Below are 13833 nucleotides of genomic sequence, written 5' to 3' on the forward strand. Positions count from 1 at the left end.
ACGGGGCGATCCTTGCACCTGCACCGGCCGCCCGCTCACCGCGCGGTTAAGCGGGGCCCCCTCCTCTACCGAATCCGTTAACCGGGGCCCCCGCCTTACACCTCGGTGAGCTGGCGCCGCTGCGGCACCTCGGGGCGGTTCGCCTCGGCGTCCTGGATCCCGTGCCGGACGCCGACCCGGATCACGCCGTAGAGGAAGACGAAGCCGAAGACGTAGAGCACGATGGTGGCGACGAAGACCAGCATGGACTTCACGCTAGGCCGACCGGAACGCGACCGACCCTCACCTTCGGCCCGTTCCCCCGTACGTGTGAGCGAGGTGGTCCGCCCAGGTGCGGGTGCCCGTAGGCGTGGCGGTCGTGGTGAGCGCGCCGGCCCGCAACTCCCGGCCGAGCCGCCCCGGGATCCGGATCGGCAGCAGCGGCCGGCGGGACCGGCGGGCCGCGAGCCAGGCCCGGGCAGCCTCGTCGAAGCGGAGCACCTCGGGACCGCCGAAGTCCTCCACCCGGTGCGACGGGCCGGCGAGCAGCAGCACCGCGAGCCGGTCGGCCACCTCGCCGGGGTCGACCGGCTGGGCGAGCACCGCCCGGTCCCCGATCACCGGGCCCAACCGGCTCGCGCCGGCCAGCAGTTCCGCCAGGAAGCCGGGGAACTGGGTGGCCCGCAGCACGCTCCACGGCACCGCGCCGGCGGCGATCACCTGCTCGGCGGCGAGCTTGTGCCGGTAGTAGCCGAGCGGCACCCGGTCGACGCCGACGATCGAGACGTACACCAGGTGCCGGACCCCGGCGTGGCCGGCGGCCACGGTCAGCCGGCGGGTGCCGAGCACGTCGATCTGGTGGGTACGCCGGTTCGGCGACGAGGCCAGGTGCAGCACCGCGTCCATCCCGGCGACCGCCTCGGCCAGTCCGGCGCCGGTGGCCAGGTCGGCGGCCATCCACTCGACGCCCTCGCCGTCACCCTCGCCGGCGCCGGGCCGGCGGCTCACCGCCCGCAGCGTGAACCCCTCGTCCCGCAGCCGCGGCACGGCCACCCGCCCGAGTCGTCCGGTCGCCCCGGTCACCAACACCCGCATCGCCACATCCTCCCGCTCGGTAGCCGCGCGGCCGTCCGCTCCACGCCGGTCGAGTCCCCGTTCCCGAGCCGGTCGAGTCCCCCTGTCCGGTGCCGTTCGAGTTCGGCCGGACAGGGGACGGAACAGCGGCGAGGATCGTGACCGGCCGCGGGGAGCGGGCCGCGCGGCGGCCGGACCGCTCGGCGCGAGGGCCGGGCCGCGCTGAAGGAGGGTCTACTTTTCCGCGTGATACCTCTGAGTCATAGATATGACCGAGAGGTATAACCGAGAAAAGTGATGCCTTCTTCTGAGGGGCATCACGCTGCGTCAACACATCCGTCCGGCCCCGTCGGGCGCCGACCCCACCGCCGGTCAGCCGGCCGGCCGGGGCGCCACGCGGCCGGCGAGCAGCAGGCCGAGGAGTCCGCACCCGGCCGCGACCGCCAGGGTGACCGCGTAGCTCGCCGGGCCGGGCGACGCGCCGGTGGCCAGCACCGCCCCGGTCAACGCCAGCACGGTGGCGGCCGCCAGGGAGTCGCCCAACTGCAACGCCGAGGAGTTCCGGCCCTGCTCGGCCGGCGCGGACAACTCCAGCGTGAGCACCGACAGCGACGGGTAGAGCAGGCCCATGCCCAGGCCGGCGACCGCCCAGGCGAACACCGCCGGTGCCACCGGGATCCCCGGCAGCAGCGCCGACGCGACGCCCGCCGTGCCGACGGCGATGCAGGCCAGACCGGCCCGGGGCAGGGTGGCGGTGGAGCGGGGCGCGGCGATCCGGCCCTGGATCCACGAACCCGCCGACCAGGAGAGCGCCCCGACGGTCAGCACCAGCCCGGCGCCGGTGGGCGAGAAGCCGCGCTCCCGGGAGAGCATCAGCGGGATCACCACCTCGGCGCCGACGAACGCCGCCGACGCCAGGCCACGCAGGCCGATCACCGTAGGCAGCCCGCGCGCCGCCCGCAGGAACCCCGGCGGCAACAACCGGGGTACGCAGACGAGCAACCCGGCCAGCGCCGCCGCGACGAAGCCGGCGGCGAGCACGCCGCGCTGCTGCCCCCCGTGGTGCAGCAGTGCGGCGCTCGCCCCCGCCCCGCAGGCCCAGCCCACCCGCGCCAGCGCCCCGGCCGGTGGGCGGGTGGGCACGGTGCCGGCCAGCGACCGCAGCCCCGGCTGGATCAGCAGCACCGCCGGCACCGCGACCGCCGGCACCGCGAGGAACACCCACCGCCAGCCCAGGTACTCCACGATCAGGCCGGCCAGCGCCGGCCCGACCAGCGACGGCACCACCCAGGCCGCCGCGAACGCGGCGAACATCCGCCGCCGCAGCCGCTCCGGGTACGCGTGCCCGACGATCACGTAGAGCGCCACCGACAGCAGGCCCGAGCCGAAGCCCTGCACCACCCGGCCGGCGACCAGCACGCCCATCCCGGTGGCGGCACCCGCCAGCGCCAGCCCGGCGACGAACCAGGCCACGCCGTGCCACATGGCCGGACGGGGCCCCCGTGCGTCGCACCAGATGCCGGACGCCACCATCGCCACCACCCCGGAGGCGAACGGTCCACCGAACGCCAGCGCGTACAGGCCGAGGCCGTCCAGGCTCCGGGCCACCGTCGGCATCGCCGTGCCCACCGCGAGGGCCTCGAACGCGAGCAGCGACACCAGGGCGACACTGCCCACGGTCATCGCCCGCAGGCCCGGCGACCACAGGCCGTCCGCGGAGGTCCCGGGCGTGGCGGTGGCGGTCGTCATGGGCTCCAGCCTGGTTCCTCAACCGTGGTTGAGGTCAACTGTGGGCCCGGTCTCGTCAGGCGGTCTCCAACGCCTCGCCGACGCCCTTGGCCAGGCCGGAGGCGTGCTGGTCGGCGAGGACGTGCCCGGCGGTGATGACCAGGGCGAGCGGCCACTCGATAACCTGCAACGCGGCGAGCACCCCGATGCCGGCGTAGTAGGCCAGCTTGTCCGGCGGGGGCACGGCCACCTCGCCCAGCAGCGGGACGTCCACCCGTCGGCTGTACGCCCGGACCGTCTCCCGTGCTCCGCTCATGTGTCGCGTCAGCGTGCTCATCCCTGCCTCCCCCGGTTGCGACGACGCATCGACCCGGCATTCCACCGCCCCCGGCGTCCATGCCCCGGGCAGCGGGGAAACTTCCCCCACCCAGGGGGCATAACGGACGCCGCGCCGGGAAGTCGGGCCGCCGGGACGAATCCGGGAGGCGAGATGGCGTACGGCTTCGCCGGTCTCCTGCTGTCGCCGGCCGCCGTGCCGGACGCCGTGGCGCGGGTCGCGCGTACCGTCGGGTCGGTCCTGCCCGACGTCGCCGTGCCGCCCGGTGTCACCGAGGCGGCGGGGACGGTGGGCTCCGCCGCCACCCGCCTGGCCCGGCTGACCGGCCTGTCCCGGCGGCGGGTGTGGTCTCGCGACGGCCGGCACCACATCGAGGTGCACGGCGTCTGCCAGGACGGCGGGGACCGGCTGGCCCGGCAGGTCGAGGCGGCGTTGGAGGCGGTGCCGGGGGTGACCTGGGCACGGGTCAACGCGCCGTCCGGCCGGGTGGTGGTGGCGACCGGCGAGCCGAAGCCGAAGCTGCGCGACCTGATCGACACCGTGACGCGCGCCGAGCGGGTCTGCCCGTACGAGCCGGACCCGGAGATCCCGCCGCCGCATCCGCCCGAGGAGGGCCCGCGCACCCCGCGTACGCTCGGCGCGCTCGCCTCCGACGCGCTCGGCCTCACCATCTCCGCGGCCACCCGGATCCTGCCGTTCACACCGGTCCCCGGTGAGGTGGCGGGTCTGCTCAACGCCGTCGACCTGCACCCGAAACTGCACGCGCTCGCCGATCGTGGCCTGCGGGCCGACCCCCGCGCCGAGGTGCTGTTCCCGCTCGCCGAGGCGGTGGTGCAGGGCCTCACCGGCGGGTGGGCCGGCATCGTGCTCGACGGCGCGCAGCGGGTGGTGCAGTGGGGTGAGGCGCGGGCCCAGCTCGCCGCGTGGAGCCGGGCCGAGCCGAGGCTGACCGGCGACCCGGACCGGGCGGTCGCGCGGGTGCCGGACGGCGAACGGCCCTGCCCGGTGCCGGACGGGCCGGCCGAGCGCTACGTCCAGCGGATGCTCGCGGCCGGCGCGGTGGCCGGGGCCGCGGCGATCCCGGTCGCCGGGGGCAAGCGGGCCGCCGCGCTCGCGCTCTCCGCGCTGCCCAAGGCGCCGGGCAGCGGTCGCGAGGGGTACGCCGCGCAGCTCGGCCGGATGCTGGCCCGGCGCGGGGTGATCGCCATGGACCGCAGTGTGCTGCGGGAGCTGGACCGGATCGACACGGTGCTGCTGGACGCCGCGGTGCTCGGCTCCGACCGGGGTGTGCTGTCCGACCTGGCCCCGCTGCCCGGCGCGGAGACCCGGCAGGTGGCCGCGCGTGCGTTCGCGCTGTTCGACCCGGCCGACCCGGACGCCGTACGGTCCGACGACGGCTGGCGGCTCGGGCCGCTGGACCGCCTCGACGCCGAGGATCCCGGGGACACTCCGGACAGCGAGCGGCTGCGCGCCGACGGCGGGCGGCTGCTCGGGCTGGCCGAGGGCGGCCGGCTCGCCGCCGTGCTGCGGGTCGAGCCGGAACCCGCGCCCGGGGTGGACGCGCTGGTGTCCGCCGTCCGGCAGGCCGGATTCCGGCTGGTGATCGGTGGTGCCGAGGACGGCCGGTACGACTTCGCCGACCGCCGGGTGCCGGGCGGCGACCGGCTCGGCGACGCGGTCCGTGACCTGCAACGCGAGGGCGCGGTGGTGCTGGTGGTCTCCGGGCGGCGCGCCGCGCTCGCCGCCGCCGACTGCGGCCTCGGCGTGTCCGCGCCGGACGACCTGCCCCCGTGGGGCGCGCACCTGCTGGTCGGCGACGACCTGCGGGTCCCCGCCCTGCTCGTGGACGCCGCCGGGGTGGCCCGCCGGATGACCGGGCAGAACATCCGCATCGCCATGGCCGGCAGCGGACTCGGCGCGCTCGGCGCGTTCACCGCCGAGCGGCGGCAGCTACCCGGCCGGACCATGGCGGCGGTGAACGGCGCCGCCGCGGTCGCGTTCGCGCACGGCGTCTTCCGGGCCCACCGGTTGCCGGACCGCACCGGCACCCCGACGCCCGCGCTCACCGCCTGGCACCTGATGCCGGTGGAGACGGTGCTGGACCAGCTCGGCACCCGTCCCGGCGGGCTGACCGACGAGGAGGCCGGTCGCCGCCGGGGCGCGTCGGCCGGCGACGGGCACGGGCCGGCCGGGCTGCTCCGCGCGTTCGTCGACGAGCTGTCCAATCCGCTCACCCCGGTGCTGGCCGCCGGGGCGGTGCTGTCCGCCACGTTCGGCTCGCTCGTCGACGCGGCACTGGTCGGCGGTCTGGTCGGCGGGTCCGCGGTGATCGGGGCCGTGCACCAGCGCAACACCGAACGCTCCCTGGCCGAGCTGCTGTCCCGCTCGGCGATCACCGCCCGGGTGCGGCGCGACGGCGCCGAACGGGTGGTGCCCGCCGAGGAGTTGGTGCCCGGCGACGTGATCAGCCTCAGCTCCGGTGACGCCGTACCGGCCGACTGCCGGGTGCTGACCACCGACGGCCTGGAGGCCGATGAGTCGTCGTTGACCGGTGAGTCGCTGCCGGTGGCGAAGAGCCCCGAGCCGGTGGTGGCGGCGGCCATCGCCGAGCGGCACTCGATGCTCTTCGAGGGCACCACCGTCGCCGCCGGGCACGGCACCGCCGTGGTGGTGGCCACCGGCACGGAGACGGAGTCGGGCCGGAGCCTGGCCCTGGCCCGGCAGGCCCCGCCGGCCAGCGGGGTGGAGGCGCGACTCGGCAAGCTGACCAGCACCGCCGTGCCGCTGGCGGCCGGCTCGGCGATCGCGGTGGCCGGGGCGGGGCTGCTGCGGGGCGTACCCCTGGCGGAGACGGCGGCGACCGCCGCGAACCTGGCCGTGGCGTCGGTGCCGGAGGGGTTGCCGTTCCTGGTCAGCGCCGCCCAGTTGGCGGCGGCGCGGCGGTTGGCCGAGCACGGCGCGCTGGTCCGCAACCCGCGCACCATCGAGGCGCTGGGTCGGGTGGACGTGCTCTGCTTCGACAAGACCGGCACGCTGACCGAGGGGAAGCTGCTGCTGGCCGGCGTGGGCACCGGCGACGACCGGTACGCCCCGGCGGACCGCCTGGACGACACGCTCCGGTCGACGCTGGCGGCGGCGCTGCGGGCCACCCCGGCCGCCGACGATCCGGACGACTTGCCGCAGCAGACCGACCGGGCGGTACGCCGGGGCGCGAACGCGGCCGGGGTGACCGAGCGCACCGGGGCGACGGAGTGGACCGCGACCGGTGGGCTGCCGTTCGAGCCGTCGCGGGGTTACAGCGCCACGGTCGGGCGCACCGCGGACGGGTCGCTGCTCAGCGTGAAGGGCGCGCCGGAGTCGGTGCTGCCGCGTTGCGCGTCCCGGCGTACCGCCGGGGGTGACCGGCCGTTGGACGCGGCCGGGCGGGACGAGGTGCAGGCGATGCTGGCCGCCCGGGCCGGCGCCGGGCACCGCATCCTCGCCCTGGCCGAGTGCCGGGTGTCCACCGACGCGGTCACCGACGAGCAGGTCGACGGCCTGGTGTTCGTGGGGTTCCTGACGCTGGCGGACGGGGTGCGGGAGAGCGCCCGTCCGGCGGTGGAGCGGATCCGGAGGGCGGGCGTGCACACCGTCATGATCACCGGGGATCATCCGGCCACCGCCGAGGCGATCGCCGCCACGATCAGCCCCGACCACGGGCAGCAGCGGGTGGTGACCGCGACCGACCTGGACCGGCTCGACGACACGGCGCTCGCCGAGCTGCTGATGGCCACCGACGTGGTGGCCCGTTGCACGCCCGCGCACAAGGTACGGATCATCCAGGCGTTGCAGCGCCGGGGCCGGACCGTGGCGATGACCGGCGACGGCGCCAACGACGCCCCGGCGATCCGCCTCGCCGACGTGGGCATCGCGCTCGGTCAACGGGGCACCCCGGCCGCCCGCGCCGCCGCCGACCTGGTGGTCACCGACGACCGGCTGGAGACGATCATCGCCACGCTGGTCGAGGGGCGGGCCATGTGGTCCTCGGTCCGGCACGCGCTGAGCATCCTGGTCGGCGGCAACCTCGGCGAGATCGCGTTCAGCGTGCTGAGCGCCGCCTCGACCGGCCGGTCGGCCCTGACCGGGCGGCAACTGCTGCTGGTCAACCTGCTCACCGACCTGGCTCCGGCGCTGGCCATCGCGGTCCGACCGCCGGCCGAGGACCGTGCCGACCACCTGTTGCGGGAGGGGCCGGACTCGTCGCTCGGCGCCACCATGACCCGGGAGATCGGGCTGCGCGCGGCGGCGACCACGCTGGGCGCGACCGCCGGTTGGACGATGGCCCGCTGGACCGGTACGCAACGGCGGGCCGGCACCGTGGCGCTCGCCTCGCTGATCGGCACCCAGCTCGGCCAGACCGTGCTGGCCGGCGGCACCAGCCCCACCGTGCTGGCCGCCACCGCCGCGTCGGTGGGCGTGCTGGTCGCGGTGGTGCAGACGCCCGGGGTCAGCCAGTTCTTCGGCTGTACGCCGCTGGGGCCGGTGGGTTGGACCATCGCCACCGGCTCGGCGCTCGGCGCGACGTTCGCCAACGGCGCGTTGACCCGGCTGGTGGACCGCCTGCCGCAGCCCGGTTCGTCCTGACCGGCGCTCAGTGCCAGGTCGCGGCGGCCCGGCGCAGCCGGTCGTTGATGGCCCGACCGACCCCTTCGTCGGGCACCGGCTCGGCGACGATCGCGGTGACCCCGGCGGCGTCGAGCCGGTGCAGCGCGTCGAAGAGCCGCGCCGCGGCCGCGGTCAGGTCGCCGTCGGGCGAGAGCACCTCCACCGCCGCCCAGTCGCCGTCCGCCGGTGGCTTCCGGAAGGCCAGGAATCCCCGCCGGCCGCCGTCGTGCTCGGCCGACGTGCCCAACCGCAGCGGGGTACGCGGCGCGTAGTGCGCGGCAAGCGTCCCGGGCGCGACCGGCTGGCCGGAGCTGCCCTGACGTACCTCGACCGGCCCGACCGCCTCGATCAGCGCCTCCACCGGCAGCGCGCCGAGCCGGAGCACCACCGGCCGTTCGCCCCGCGCGTCCACGATCGTCGACTCGATGCCGCAGCGGGTGGGCCCGCCGTCGAGCACCACGTCCACCGCGCCGCCCAGCCCGGCCACCACGTGCTCGGCCCGGGTGGGGCTGAGCTGCCCGAACCGGTTGGCGCTCGGCGCGGCGACCGGCACCCCGGCGGCAGCGATCAGCGCCCGGGCGGCCGGCTCGTCGGGCACCCGGACCGCCATCGTGTCCAGGCCGGAGGTGACGATCGGCGGGATCGCGGCGGGCCGGTCCACGATCAGCGTGAGCGGGCCGGGCCAGAACCGCTCGACCAGCGCGGCCACGGCCGGCGGCACCGCGCCGACGAGCGCCGGCAGGTCGGCGGCGTCGGCCAGGTGGCTGATCAGCGGGTCGAAGCTGGGCCGGGCCTTCGCCTCGAAGATCCGCGCGGCGGCGCGGGCGTCCAACGCGTTCGCGCCCAGCCCGTAGACGGTCTCGGTGGGGAAGGCGACCAGCCCGCCGGCGCGCAGGACGGCGGCGGCCTCGTCGATGCCACTGCCGGCCGGCAGGACGCGGGGAGATCCGGTGCTCACGCTCCGACGCTAGCCTGCTCCCGGTCACCGCTTCGGCGCGGCCCCGGCGGCCCCGGCGGCCCCGGCGGCCCCGGCGGCCCGCGTCGGTTCGCCGCTTCCGCCGGTTACCGCGTCCGCAGGTCGCCGTCTGGACGGCGGACGGGCGGGCCCGCACGCCGGCGGTCAGGTCTGCGGGTCGGAAGCGGGGTCGGCCGGGTCGGGCAGGGTGGGCGCGTCGGTGGGGTAGAGGCCGGCGGCGAAGCCGTACACCTGCTCGCCGGCGCGCGGGATCTGCGCGAATCGCCGGGCCAGCGCCTGCACCTCGGCCCAGAACTCGCGTACGTCCTCGATCGGGATGCGGGCGTGCACCAGCGTGCACCGCAGTTCGTCGGCGGCGTGCGCGGCGGCCGCCTCGGCCGCCGCCTCGGCGAGTCCGTTGATGCCGGCGGCGACCTGCTTGTCCTCCGGGCGGTGGAGCGCACCGACGTAGAAGGTGCGGGCCACGCGGCCGTAGAACCGCTCCTCGATCGCCCGGACCCGGCGGGTGCGCACCACCCGCAGCAGACCGGCGTCGACCAGTTGGTTGACGTGGTAGGCCACGCTGCTCTTCGGCCGGTCGACGGCGGCGGCGAGTTCGTTGACCGTGGCCGCGCGCTCCAGGAGCAGTTCCAGGAGGGTGCCGCGCAGCGGGTCGGCGAGCGCCTTCAACTGCTCCGGGGCGGTGACCACGAGCAGGTCGTCGAGGTCGTAGTCCGGGATCCGCTGATTGACCGACATTTCTCGACCGTTCTAAGATTCTGGTTCGTTCGATGATTCTGGTCCGACAGTCAGGAGTCTAGAGATGGCCGAGATCCTCCTCTTCCACCACCTGCAGGGGCGCACCGACGGTGTCCGCGCGCTCGCCGACGCCCTCGGCGCCGGCGGACACACCGTGCACGTCCCCGACCTGTTCGACGGCGAGTTGCCGGCCAGCGTGGAGGAGGGCTCGGCGCTCACCAAGCGGATCGGCGGCGACGCCCTCGACGAACGCGCCGACCGGATCGCCGCCGACCTGCCTCCCGATCTCGTCTACGCCGGCGTCTCCTGGGGCGCGGCCATCGCCCAGCGGCTCGCCCAGACCCGGCCCGGCGCCCGCGCCGCCCTGCTCTACGAGGCCTGCCTGCCGGTCACCGGCGAGTGGGCGATCGGCCCCTGGCCCGACGGCGTGGCGGTGCAGGTCCACGGGATGGAGCGGGACCCGTTCTTCGGGCTGGAGGGCGACGTCGACGCCGCGCGCGAGCTGGTGTCGATCGTCGGCCCGGACCGGGGCGAGCTGTTCGTCTACCCCGGTGACCGGCACCTGTTCACCGACCGCTCGCTCCCGTCGTACGACGCCGAGGCGACCGCGCTGGCGGTGAGCCGCAGCCGCGACCTGCTGGGCCGGCTGGGCTGACGCCGCTACTTGTACTGCGCGATCTGGATCAGGTTGCCGCAGGTGTCGTCGAACACCGCGGTCGCCACCGGCCCCATGTCGACCGGCTCCTGGGTGAACAACACCCCGAGACCGCGCAGCCGTTCGTGCTCGGCCGCGACGTCGTCCACCGCGAACTGCGTGAGTGGGATGCCGTCGCCCGCCAGCGCCTCCTTGAACGCCTTGGCCGCCGGATGCGCGTCGGGCTCCAGCAGCAGCTCGACGCCGTCCGGCGCGTCCGGTGAGACGACGGTCAGCCAGCGGTGCTCACCGGTCGGCACGTCCGTCTTCTTCACGAAGCCCAGCACCTCGGTGTAGAAGCGCAGCGCCTTCGCCTGGTCGTCGACGTACACGCTGGTCAGGTTGATCCTCATGGCGTCTCCTGTCGGGGTTCGGCACCGAGCCATCGCTCGGCGACAGCACGCAGCGGCCGGGTGTCGAGGTGGTGGAACTTGTAGCGACCCTGCCGGCGCGTGATGACCAGGCCGGCGGCCTCCAGCACGTCGAGATGCTGGGAGATCGCCTGCCGGGACGAGGTGACCTGGTGCCGGGTGGCCAACCGGCCGCAGATCTCGAACAGGGTCTGACCGTCGCGTTCGGTCAGCTCGTCGAGGATCAGGCGGCGGGTGTGGTCGGCCAGCGCCTGGTAGAGGTCACCCACCCGAACCACAATAGGCAAGTAATCACTTGCCTACAAGGGGACCGGCAGAGGCACCTCTCCTCGAATCACCCGCTCCGCCAACACCGCCCGCTCGGAGTGGAGTTGGCTGTCGCCCAGCAGGTGGCCGGGCAGGTTTATGCAACGCTGGCCCGGCACCGCGGAACACACCGGACAGCGGAGGAACAAGCCACCCGACGGCACCAGCTCAATACCCTGCGACAAGGCCGCCCGGCCCACCGTCACGATGGCCGCGTACAGCTCGTAGTCCTGGTGTCGGGTAGCGGCTGCGGCGATCTCTCGCATGCCCTCCCAGAACCGCTCGGCAGCCCTGGGCTCGTTCAATTCGAAATGCATCATCGGGCGTCCCCGCACTCGGTCGGACCAAACGCCGTACGCGTGACGTCTGCACGTCCGCCGGGCTCTACTGAGGATCGAGGTCAGCGGGCGTGTGTGCTGGTGGGCCGGAGGTACCACCATGCGAACCACCCCGCGACGATCGCCGGTGACCCGCTTCCACTGAGGTTGGCCGGCCCAGGGACCTCAGGCCGATTCTCGGGTGGCCCTTGTCAGGACACCGCGAGCAGTCGGAACTCGCAACGGACGCCGCTGGCCTTGGCGAGCCGACCATCTCCGGTCACGAGTGGGCAGGCCAACAACTCCGCCGCCGCGACGTAGGCCGCGTCGTACGCCGTGACATTGCCCCGCAACTGCCACATCCGGTCGAGCAGCATCGCGATGTCAACGTCATCGATGACCAACGAGGGCAGGGTGTCGATCGCCTCCTGAGCCCGGGCAAGGCCCAGCTTCCCACCGAGGACCTTGCCCCTGATCACCGACATGACCTCGACCAGAAGATGACTCGGAGCGGCCCAGTGCGGATCTCCGGTCAGCTCCGCCCGCGCCGCGTCGCCGACCGGCCCGTCGTCAACCACGGCATCGGCCAGAACCGACGCATCAATGACGATCATGCGGCGCTTCCCCATGGTCCGCGCTGCTCCCGCTGGTCATTCAACTCGCCCGCGCTTTCCCCCGGTAGGGAGCGAGCACCGTCCGATCGGCCGGCGAAGCGATCGAGGGCCGCCGTGTTGCGCAGCCGCCGAGCCTGCGTCTCCACCAGATCCAGCAGGTACGCCTGGAGTGACTGCCCACGCGCCTTGGCCTGCGCCGCCAGGGCGTCTCGCACTTCTTCCGGCACGTCCCGAATCTGGAGAGCAACCATGCATTCATTATGCATGCGGCATCACTCGCTGGCCAGGAAGACTCGAAGCCGCGACCAACCGGTTCGTATGACGACTGCGGCAGGCTTCGTCGTCGGACCACAGGTCGAGTGCCTCCCGCATCGACCCGCACTACCGAGCTGCGGCCGCTCAGGCGTCGGTCCGACGTAGCGCCCGTAAGCAGTCACGGACATGCCTGTCGTCCTAGTCGCCCGGCGCGCTGGGCTGGCCCGGTGTTCACCGGACAGATATAGCTCAAACTACACAGAGCCGAGCCCGATCATGACCTATCCGGCGAACGGGCGAAGCCCTATGCCTCGGTCATGCGAACCACGGAAGCGCACGTCAACAGCTAGGTGACGTTAAGTGGTGGAGCCCAGGGGACTCGAACCCCTAACCCCTGCCTTGCAAAGGCAGTGCTCTGCCAGTTGAGCTAGGGCCCCGTGTCGGGCGGGAACCGCCCGGTGTGGCGCTCAGCGCAGGTCGGGCGCGGTGGTGGCCTCGTGCCAGAGGGCGCGCTCGTCGTTCGAGGCCTTGACCTTCTTGGCCACGACGGCGGCGACGCCGACGATGCCGGCAAGGATCAGGAGCTTCTTGAACATGGGCTTGACCCCTCGCGCTCGACTGGCGTCGGACGATGTGCGGTGGGGCTAGCTGGAATCGAACCAGCGACCTCAGAGTTATCAGCTCTGCGCTCTAACCGACTGAGCTATAGCCCCGCGTAGCGACGAGCAAGGTTAACCCATCGCCGCCAGCGCGCCCAAATCGGGGGGCCCGTGGCGGAAACACCTCGTCGCCACCACGAACCTACCCGGACGCGCGACGCCGGGGCGACCGCTTTACGCGGTGCCCCGGCGTCGTCGGATCAGTCCCGTTCGGCGAGCGTCAGCTCGATCCCGCCGACCAGGTCGGCGCAGACGTTGTAGACGAACGCGCTCAGCGTGGCCAACGCGGTGAACAGCACGACGTTGACCAGGCCGATCAGCGCCGACGTCAGGATCACGCCCTTGGCCGTGACGCGGAAGCCACCGCCGCCGCTCTGGCCGCCGGCGTTCACCAGGTCGGTCAGGCTGTCGTTGACGCTCTTGAACACCCCCATCGCGTCGAGCGCGAGGTAGAGCACCGAGGTGGCCACGACCACCACGATGAAGAGCACCACCGAGACCGCGAATGCGAACTTCATCACGGACCACGGGTCGATGCGCTTCAGGTTCAGCCGGGCCCGGCGCGGTCCGCGCGAGGCGGCCGAGCTGACCGAGGTACGCGCGGCGCGTACCGCCTCGCCCACGCGCGCGGCCCCGACCGCCGCCGCCCCGCCGATGCCCGGCGGCAGGCCGCCCCCGTTGGCGGGGCGACCCTGGGCGGTGCCGGTGCCTGCGCCGGGTCCGCCGCCGGTCGGGCGGGCGGCCTCCGGCGTCACCTTCGGCGCGGTGCCCAGGCCGGCGCCGATGCGCGGCTGGGTGCCGGTCGTCCCGGTGGACGGCCGGGCGGTCGCGGTCGCCTTGGTCGGCGGTGTGCTCGTGGCGGGCCTGGCCGCGGCCGGGGCCGCCAGGCCGTCGGCCGACGTCGGCGCGTCGACCTTGGTCTCGGTCGCCTCACGGGATTCCGAGCCCTCGGTCGGCTTGTCGGGGGGCGGGGCCATGCCGGGGGCCCGGGTGAACTTCGGGGCAGGCGCGTCGGCGGGGACCGTGGCCCGGCCCACAGCCGCGCGGCCGGTCGCTGGTGTGCCGCTCTGCGCGGCATCCTCCTCGACCGGGGTGGCCGAGGTCCCCTTGTTCCCCGACTTCGCCTGTGTCTCCGTCATCA

At 74.5% G+C, this 13833-nt stretch carries 15 protein-coding genes and 2 tRNA genes; 2 read left to right on the forward strand and 15 right to left on the reverse strand.

The window, feature by feature from the left end; translation table 11 throughout:
- Positions 1-95: 95 nt before the first annotated feature.
- The 4 genes from H1D33_RS23975 to H1D33_RS23990 form a co-directional block, all read right to left on the reverse strand.
- Complete coding sequence (locus H1D33_RS23975; protein WP_181571014.1) at positions 96-245, reverse strand: hypothetical protein; 150 nt, start codon at positions 243-245, stop codon at positions 96-98.
- A gap of 37 nt (positions 246-282) precedes the next feature.
- Positions 283-1074 (reverse strand): SDR family oxidoreductase, encoded by a 792-nt coding sequence (locus H1D33_RS23980; protein ID WP_181571013.1) that lies wholly within the window; start codon positions 1072-1074, stop codon positions 283-285.
- A gap of 351 nt (positions 1075-1425) precedes the next feature.
- Complete coding sequence (locus H1D33_RS23985; RefSeq protein ID WP_181571012.1) at positions 1426-2802, reverse strand: MFS transporter; 1377 nt, start codon at positions 2800-2802, stop codon at positions 1426-1428.
- Between the two features lie 55 nt (positions 2803-2857).
- Positions 2858-3118, reverse strand: a complete 261-nt coding sequence (locus H1D33_RS23990; protein WP_181571011.1) for a hypothetical protein — start codon at positions 3116-3118, stop codon at positions 2858-2860.
- A gap of 153 nt (positions 3119-3271) precedes the next feature.
- On the opposite strand from H1D33_RS23990, the gene H1D33_RS23995 reads away from it, so the two are divergent.
- Positions 3272-7741 carry a cation-translocating P-type ATPase gene (locus tag H1D33_RS23995; RefSeq protein WP_181571010.1) on the forward strand — a complete coding sequence of 1490 codons (4470 nt, stop codon included), beginning with the start codon at positions 3272-3274 and terminating at the stop codon, positions 7739-7741.
- Positions 7742-7748: 7 nt separating this feature from the next.
- On the opposite strand, the gene H1D33_RS24000 is transcribed toward H1D33_RS23995, so the two are convergent.
- The gene (locus H1D33_RS24000) at positions 7749-8696 is read right to left on the reverse strand and encodes an L-threonylcarbamoyladenylate synthase (RefSeq protein WP_181572609.1); all 948 of its coding nucleotides are present in this window, start codon (positions 8694-8696) and stop codon (positions 7749-7751) included.
- Between the two features lie 186 nt (positions 8697-8882).
- Positions 8883-9476 carry a winged helix-turn-helix domain-containing protein gene (locus H1D33_RS24005; RefSeq protein ID WP_181571009.1) on the reverse strand — a complete coding sequence of 198 codons (594 nt, stop codon included), beginning with the start codon at positions 9474-9476 and terminating at the stop codon, positions 8883-8885.
- 64 nt (positions 9477-9540) lie between these two features.
- On the opposite strand from H1D33_RS24005, the gene H1D33_RS24010 reads away from it, so the two are divergent.
- On the forward strand, positions 9541-10131 hold the full coding sequence (locus H1D33_RS24010) for a dienelactone hydrolase family protein (RefSeq protein WP_181571008.1): 591 nt from the start codon (positions 9541-9543) through the stop codon (positions 10129-10131).
- A gap of 5 nt (positions 10132-10136) precedes the next feature.
- On the opposite strand, the gene H1D33_RS24015 is transcribed toward H1D33_RS24010, so the two are convergent.
- From H1D33_RS24015 to H1D33_RS24055, 9 genes are all read right to left on the reverse strand, one after another.
- The gene (locus H1D33_RS24015; protein WP_181571007.1) at positions 10137-10523 is read right to left on the reverse strand and encodes a VOC family protein; all 387 of its coding nucleotides are present in this window, start codon (positions 10521-10523) and stop codon (positions 10137-10139) included.
- Positions 10520-10822, reverse strand: a complete 303-nt coding sequence (locus tag H1D33_RS24020) for an ArsR/SmtB family transcription factor (RefSeq protein ID WP_220138764.1) — start codon at positions 10820-10822, stop codon at positions 10520-10522. Before H1D33_RS24020 ends, H1D33_RS24015 begins: the two co-directional genes overlap by 4 nt.
- 18 nt (positions 10823-10840) lie before the next feature.
- Positions 10841-11167 (reverse strand): zinc finger domain-containing protein, encoded by a 327-nt coding sequence (locus H1D33_RS24025; protein WP_181571005.1) that lies wholly within the window; start codon positions 11165-11167, stop codon positions 10841-10843.
- A gap of 209 nt (positions 11168-11376) precedes the next feature.
- The gene (locus H1D33_RS24030; protein WP_181571004.1) at positions 11377-11793 is read right to left on the reverse strand and encodes a type II toxin-antitoxin system VapC family toxin; all 417 of its coding nucleotides are present in this window, start codon (positions 11791-11793) and stop codon (positions 11377-11379) included.
- Positions 11775-12029: a FitA-like ribbon-helix-helix domain-containing protein gene (locus tag H1D33_RS24035; protein WP_181571003.1), complete on the reverse strand. Its 255-nt coding sequence runs from the start codon at positions 12027-12029 to the stop codon at positions 11775-11777. The genes H1D33_RS24030 and H1D33_RS24035 overlap by 19 nt, the downstream gene beginning before the upstream one ends.
- 365 nt (positions 12030-12394) lie before the next feature.
- A tRNA-Ala gene (locus tag H1D33_RS24040) sits at positions 12395-12470 on the reverse strand.
- A gap of 30 nt (positions 12471-12500) precedes the next feature.
- Positions 12501-12629, reverse strand: coding sequence for a DLW-39 family protein (locus H1D33_RS24045; protein WP_013283222.1), 129 nt, complete (start codon positions 12627-12629; stop codon positions 12501-12503).
- Positions 12630-12672: 43 nt separating this feature from the next.
- A tRNA-Ile gene (locus tag H1D33_RS24050) sits at positions 12673-12746 on the reverse strand.
- A 146-nt stretch (positions 12747-12892) separates the two neighbouring features.
- Entirely contained in the window at positions 12893-13831 is a 939-nt protein-coding gene (locus H1D33_RS24055; RefSeq protein WP_181571002.1) for a DUF3566 domain-containing protein, read from the reverse strand.
- Positions 13832-13833 lie beyond the last annotated feature (2 nt).

It is taken from the genome of Micromonospora ferruginea, from assembly GCF_013694245.2.
Classification (GTDB): Bacteria; Actinomycetota; Actinomycetes; order Mycobacteriales; family Micromonosporaceae; genus Micromonospora; species Micromonospora robiginosa.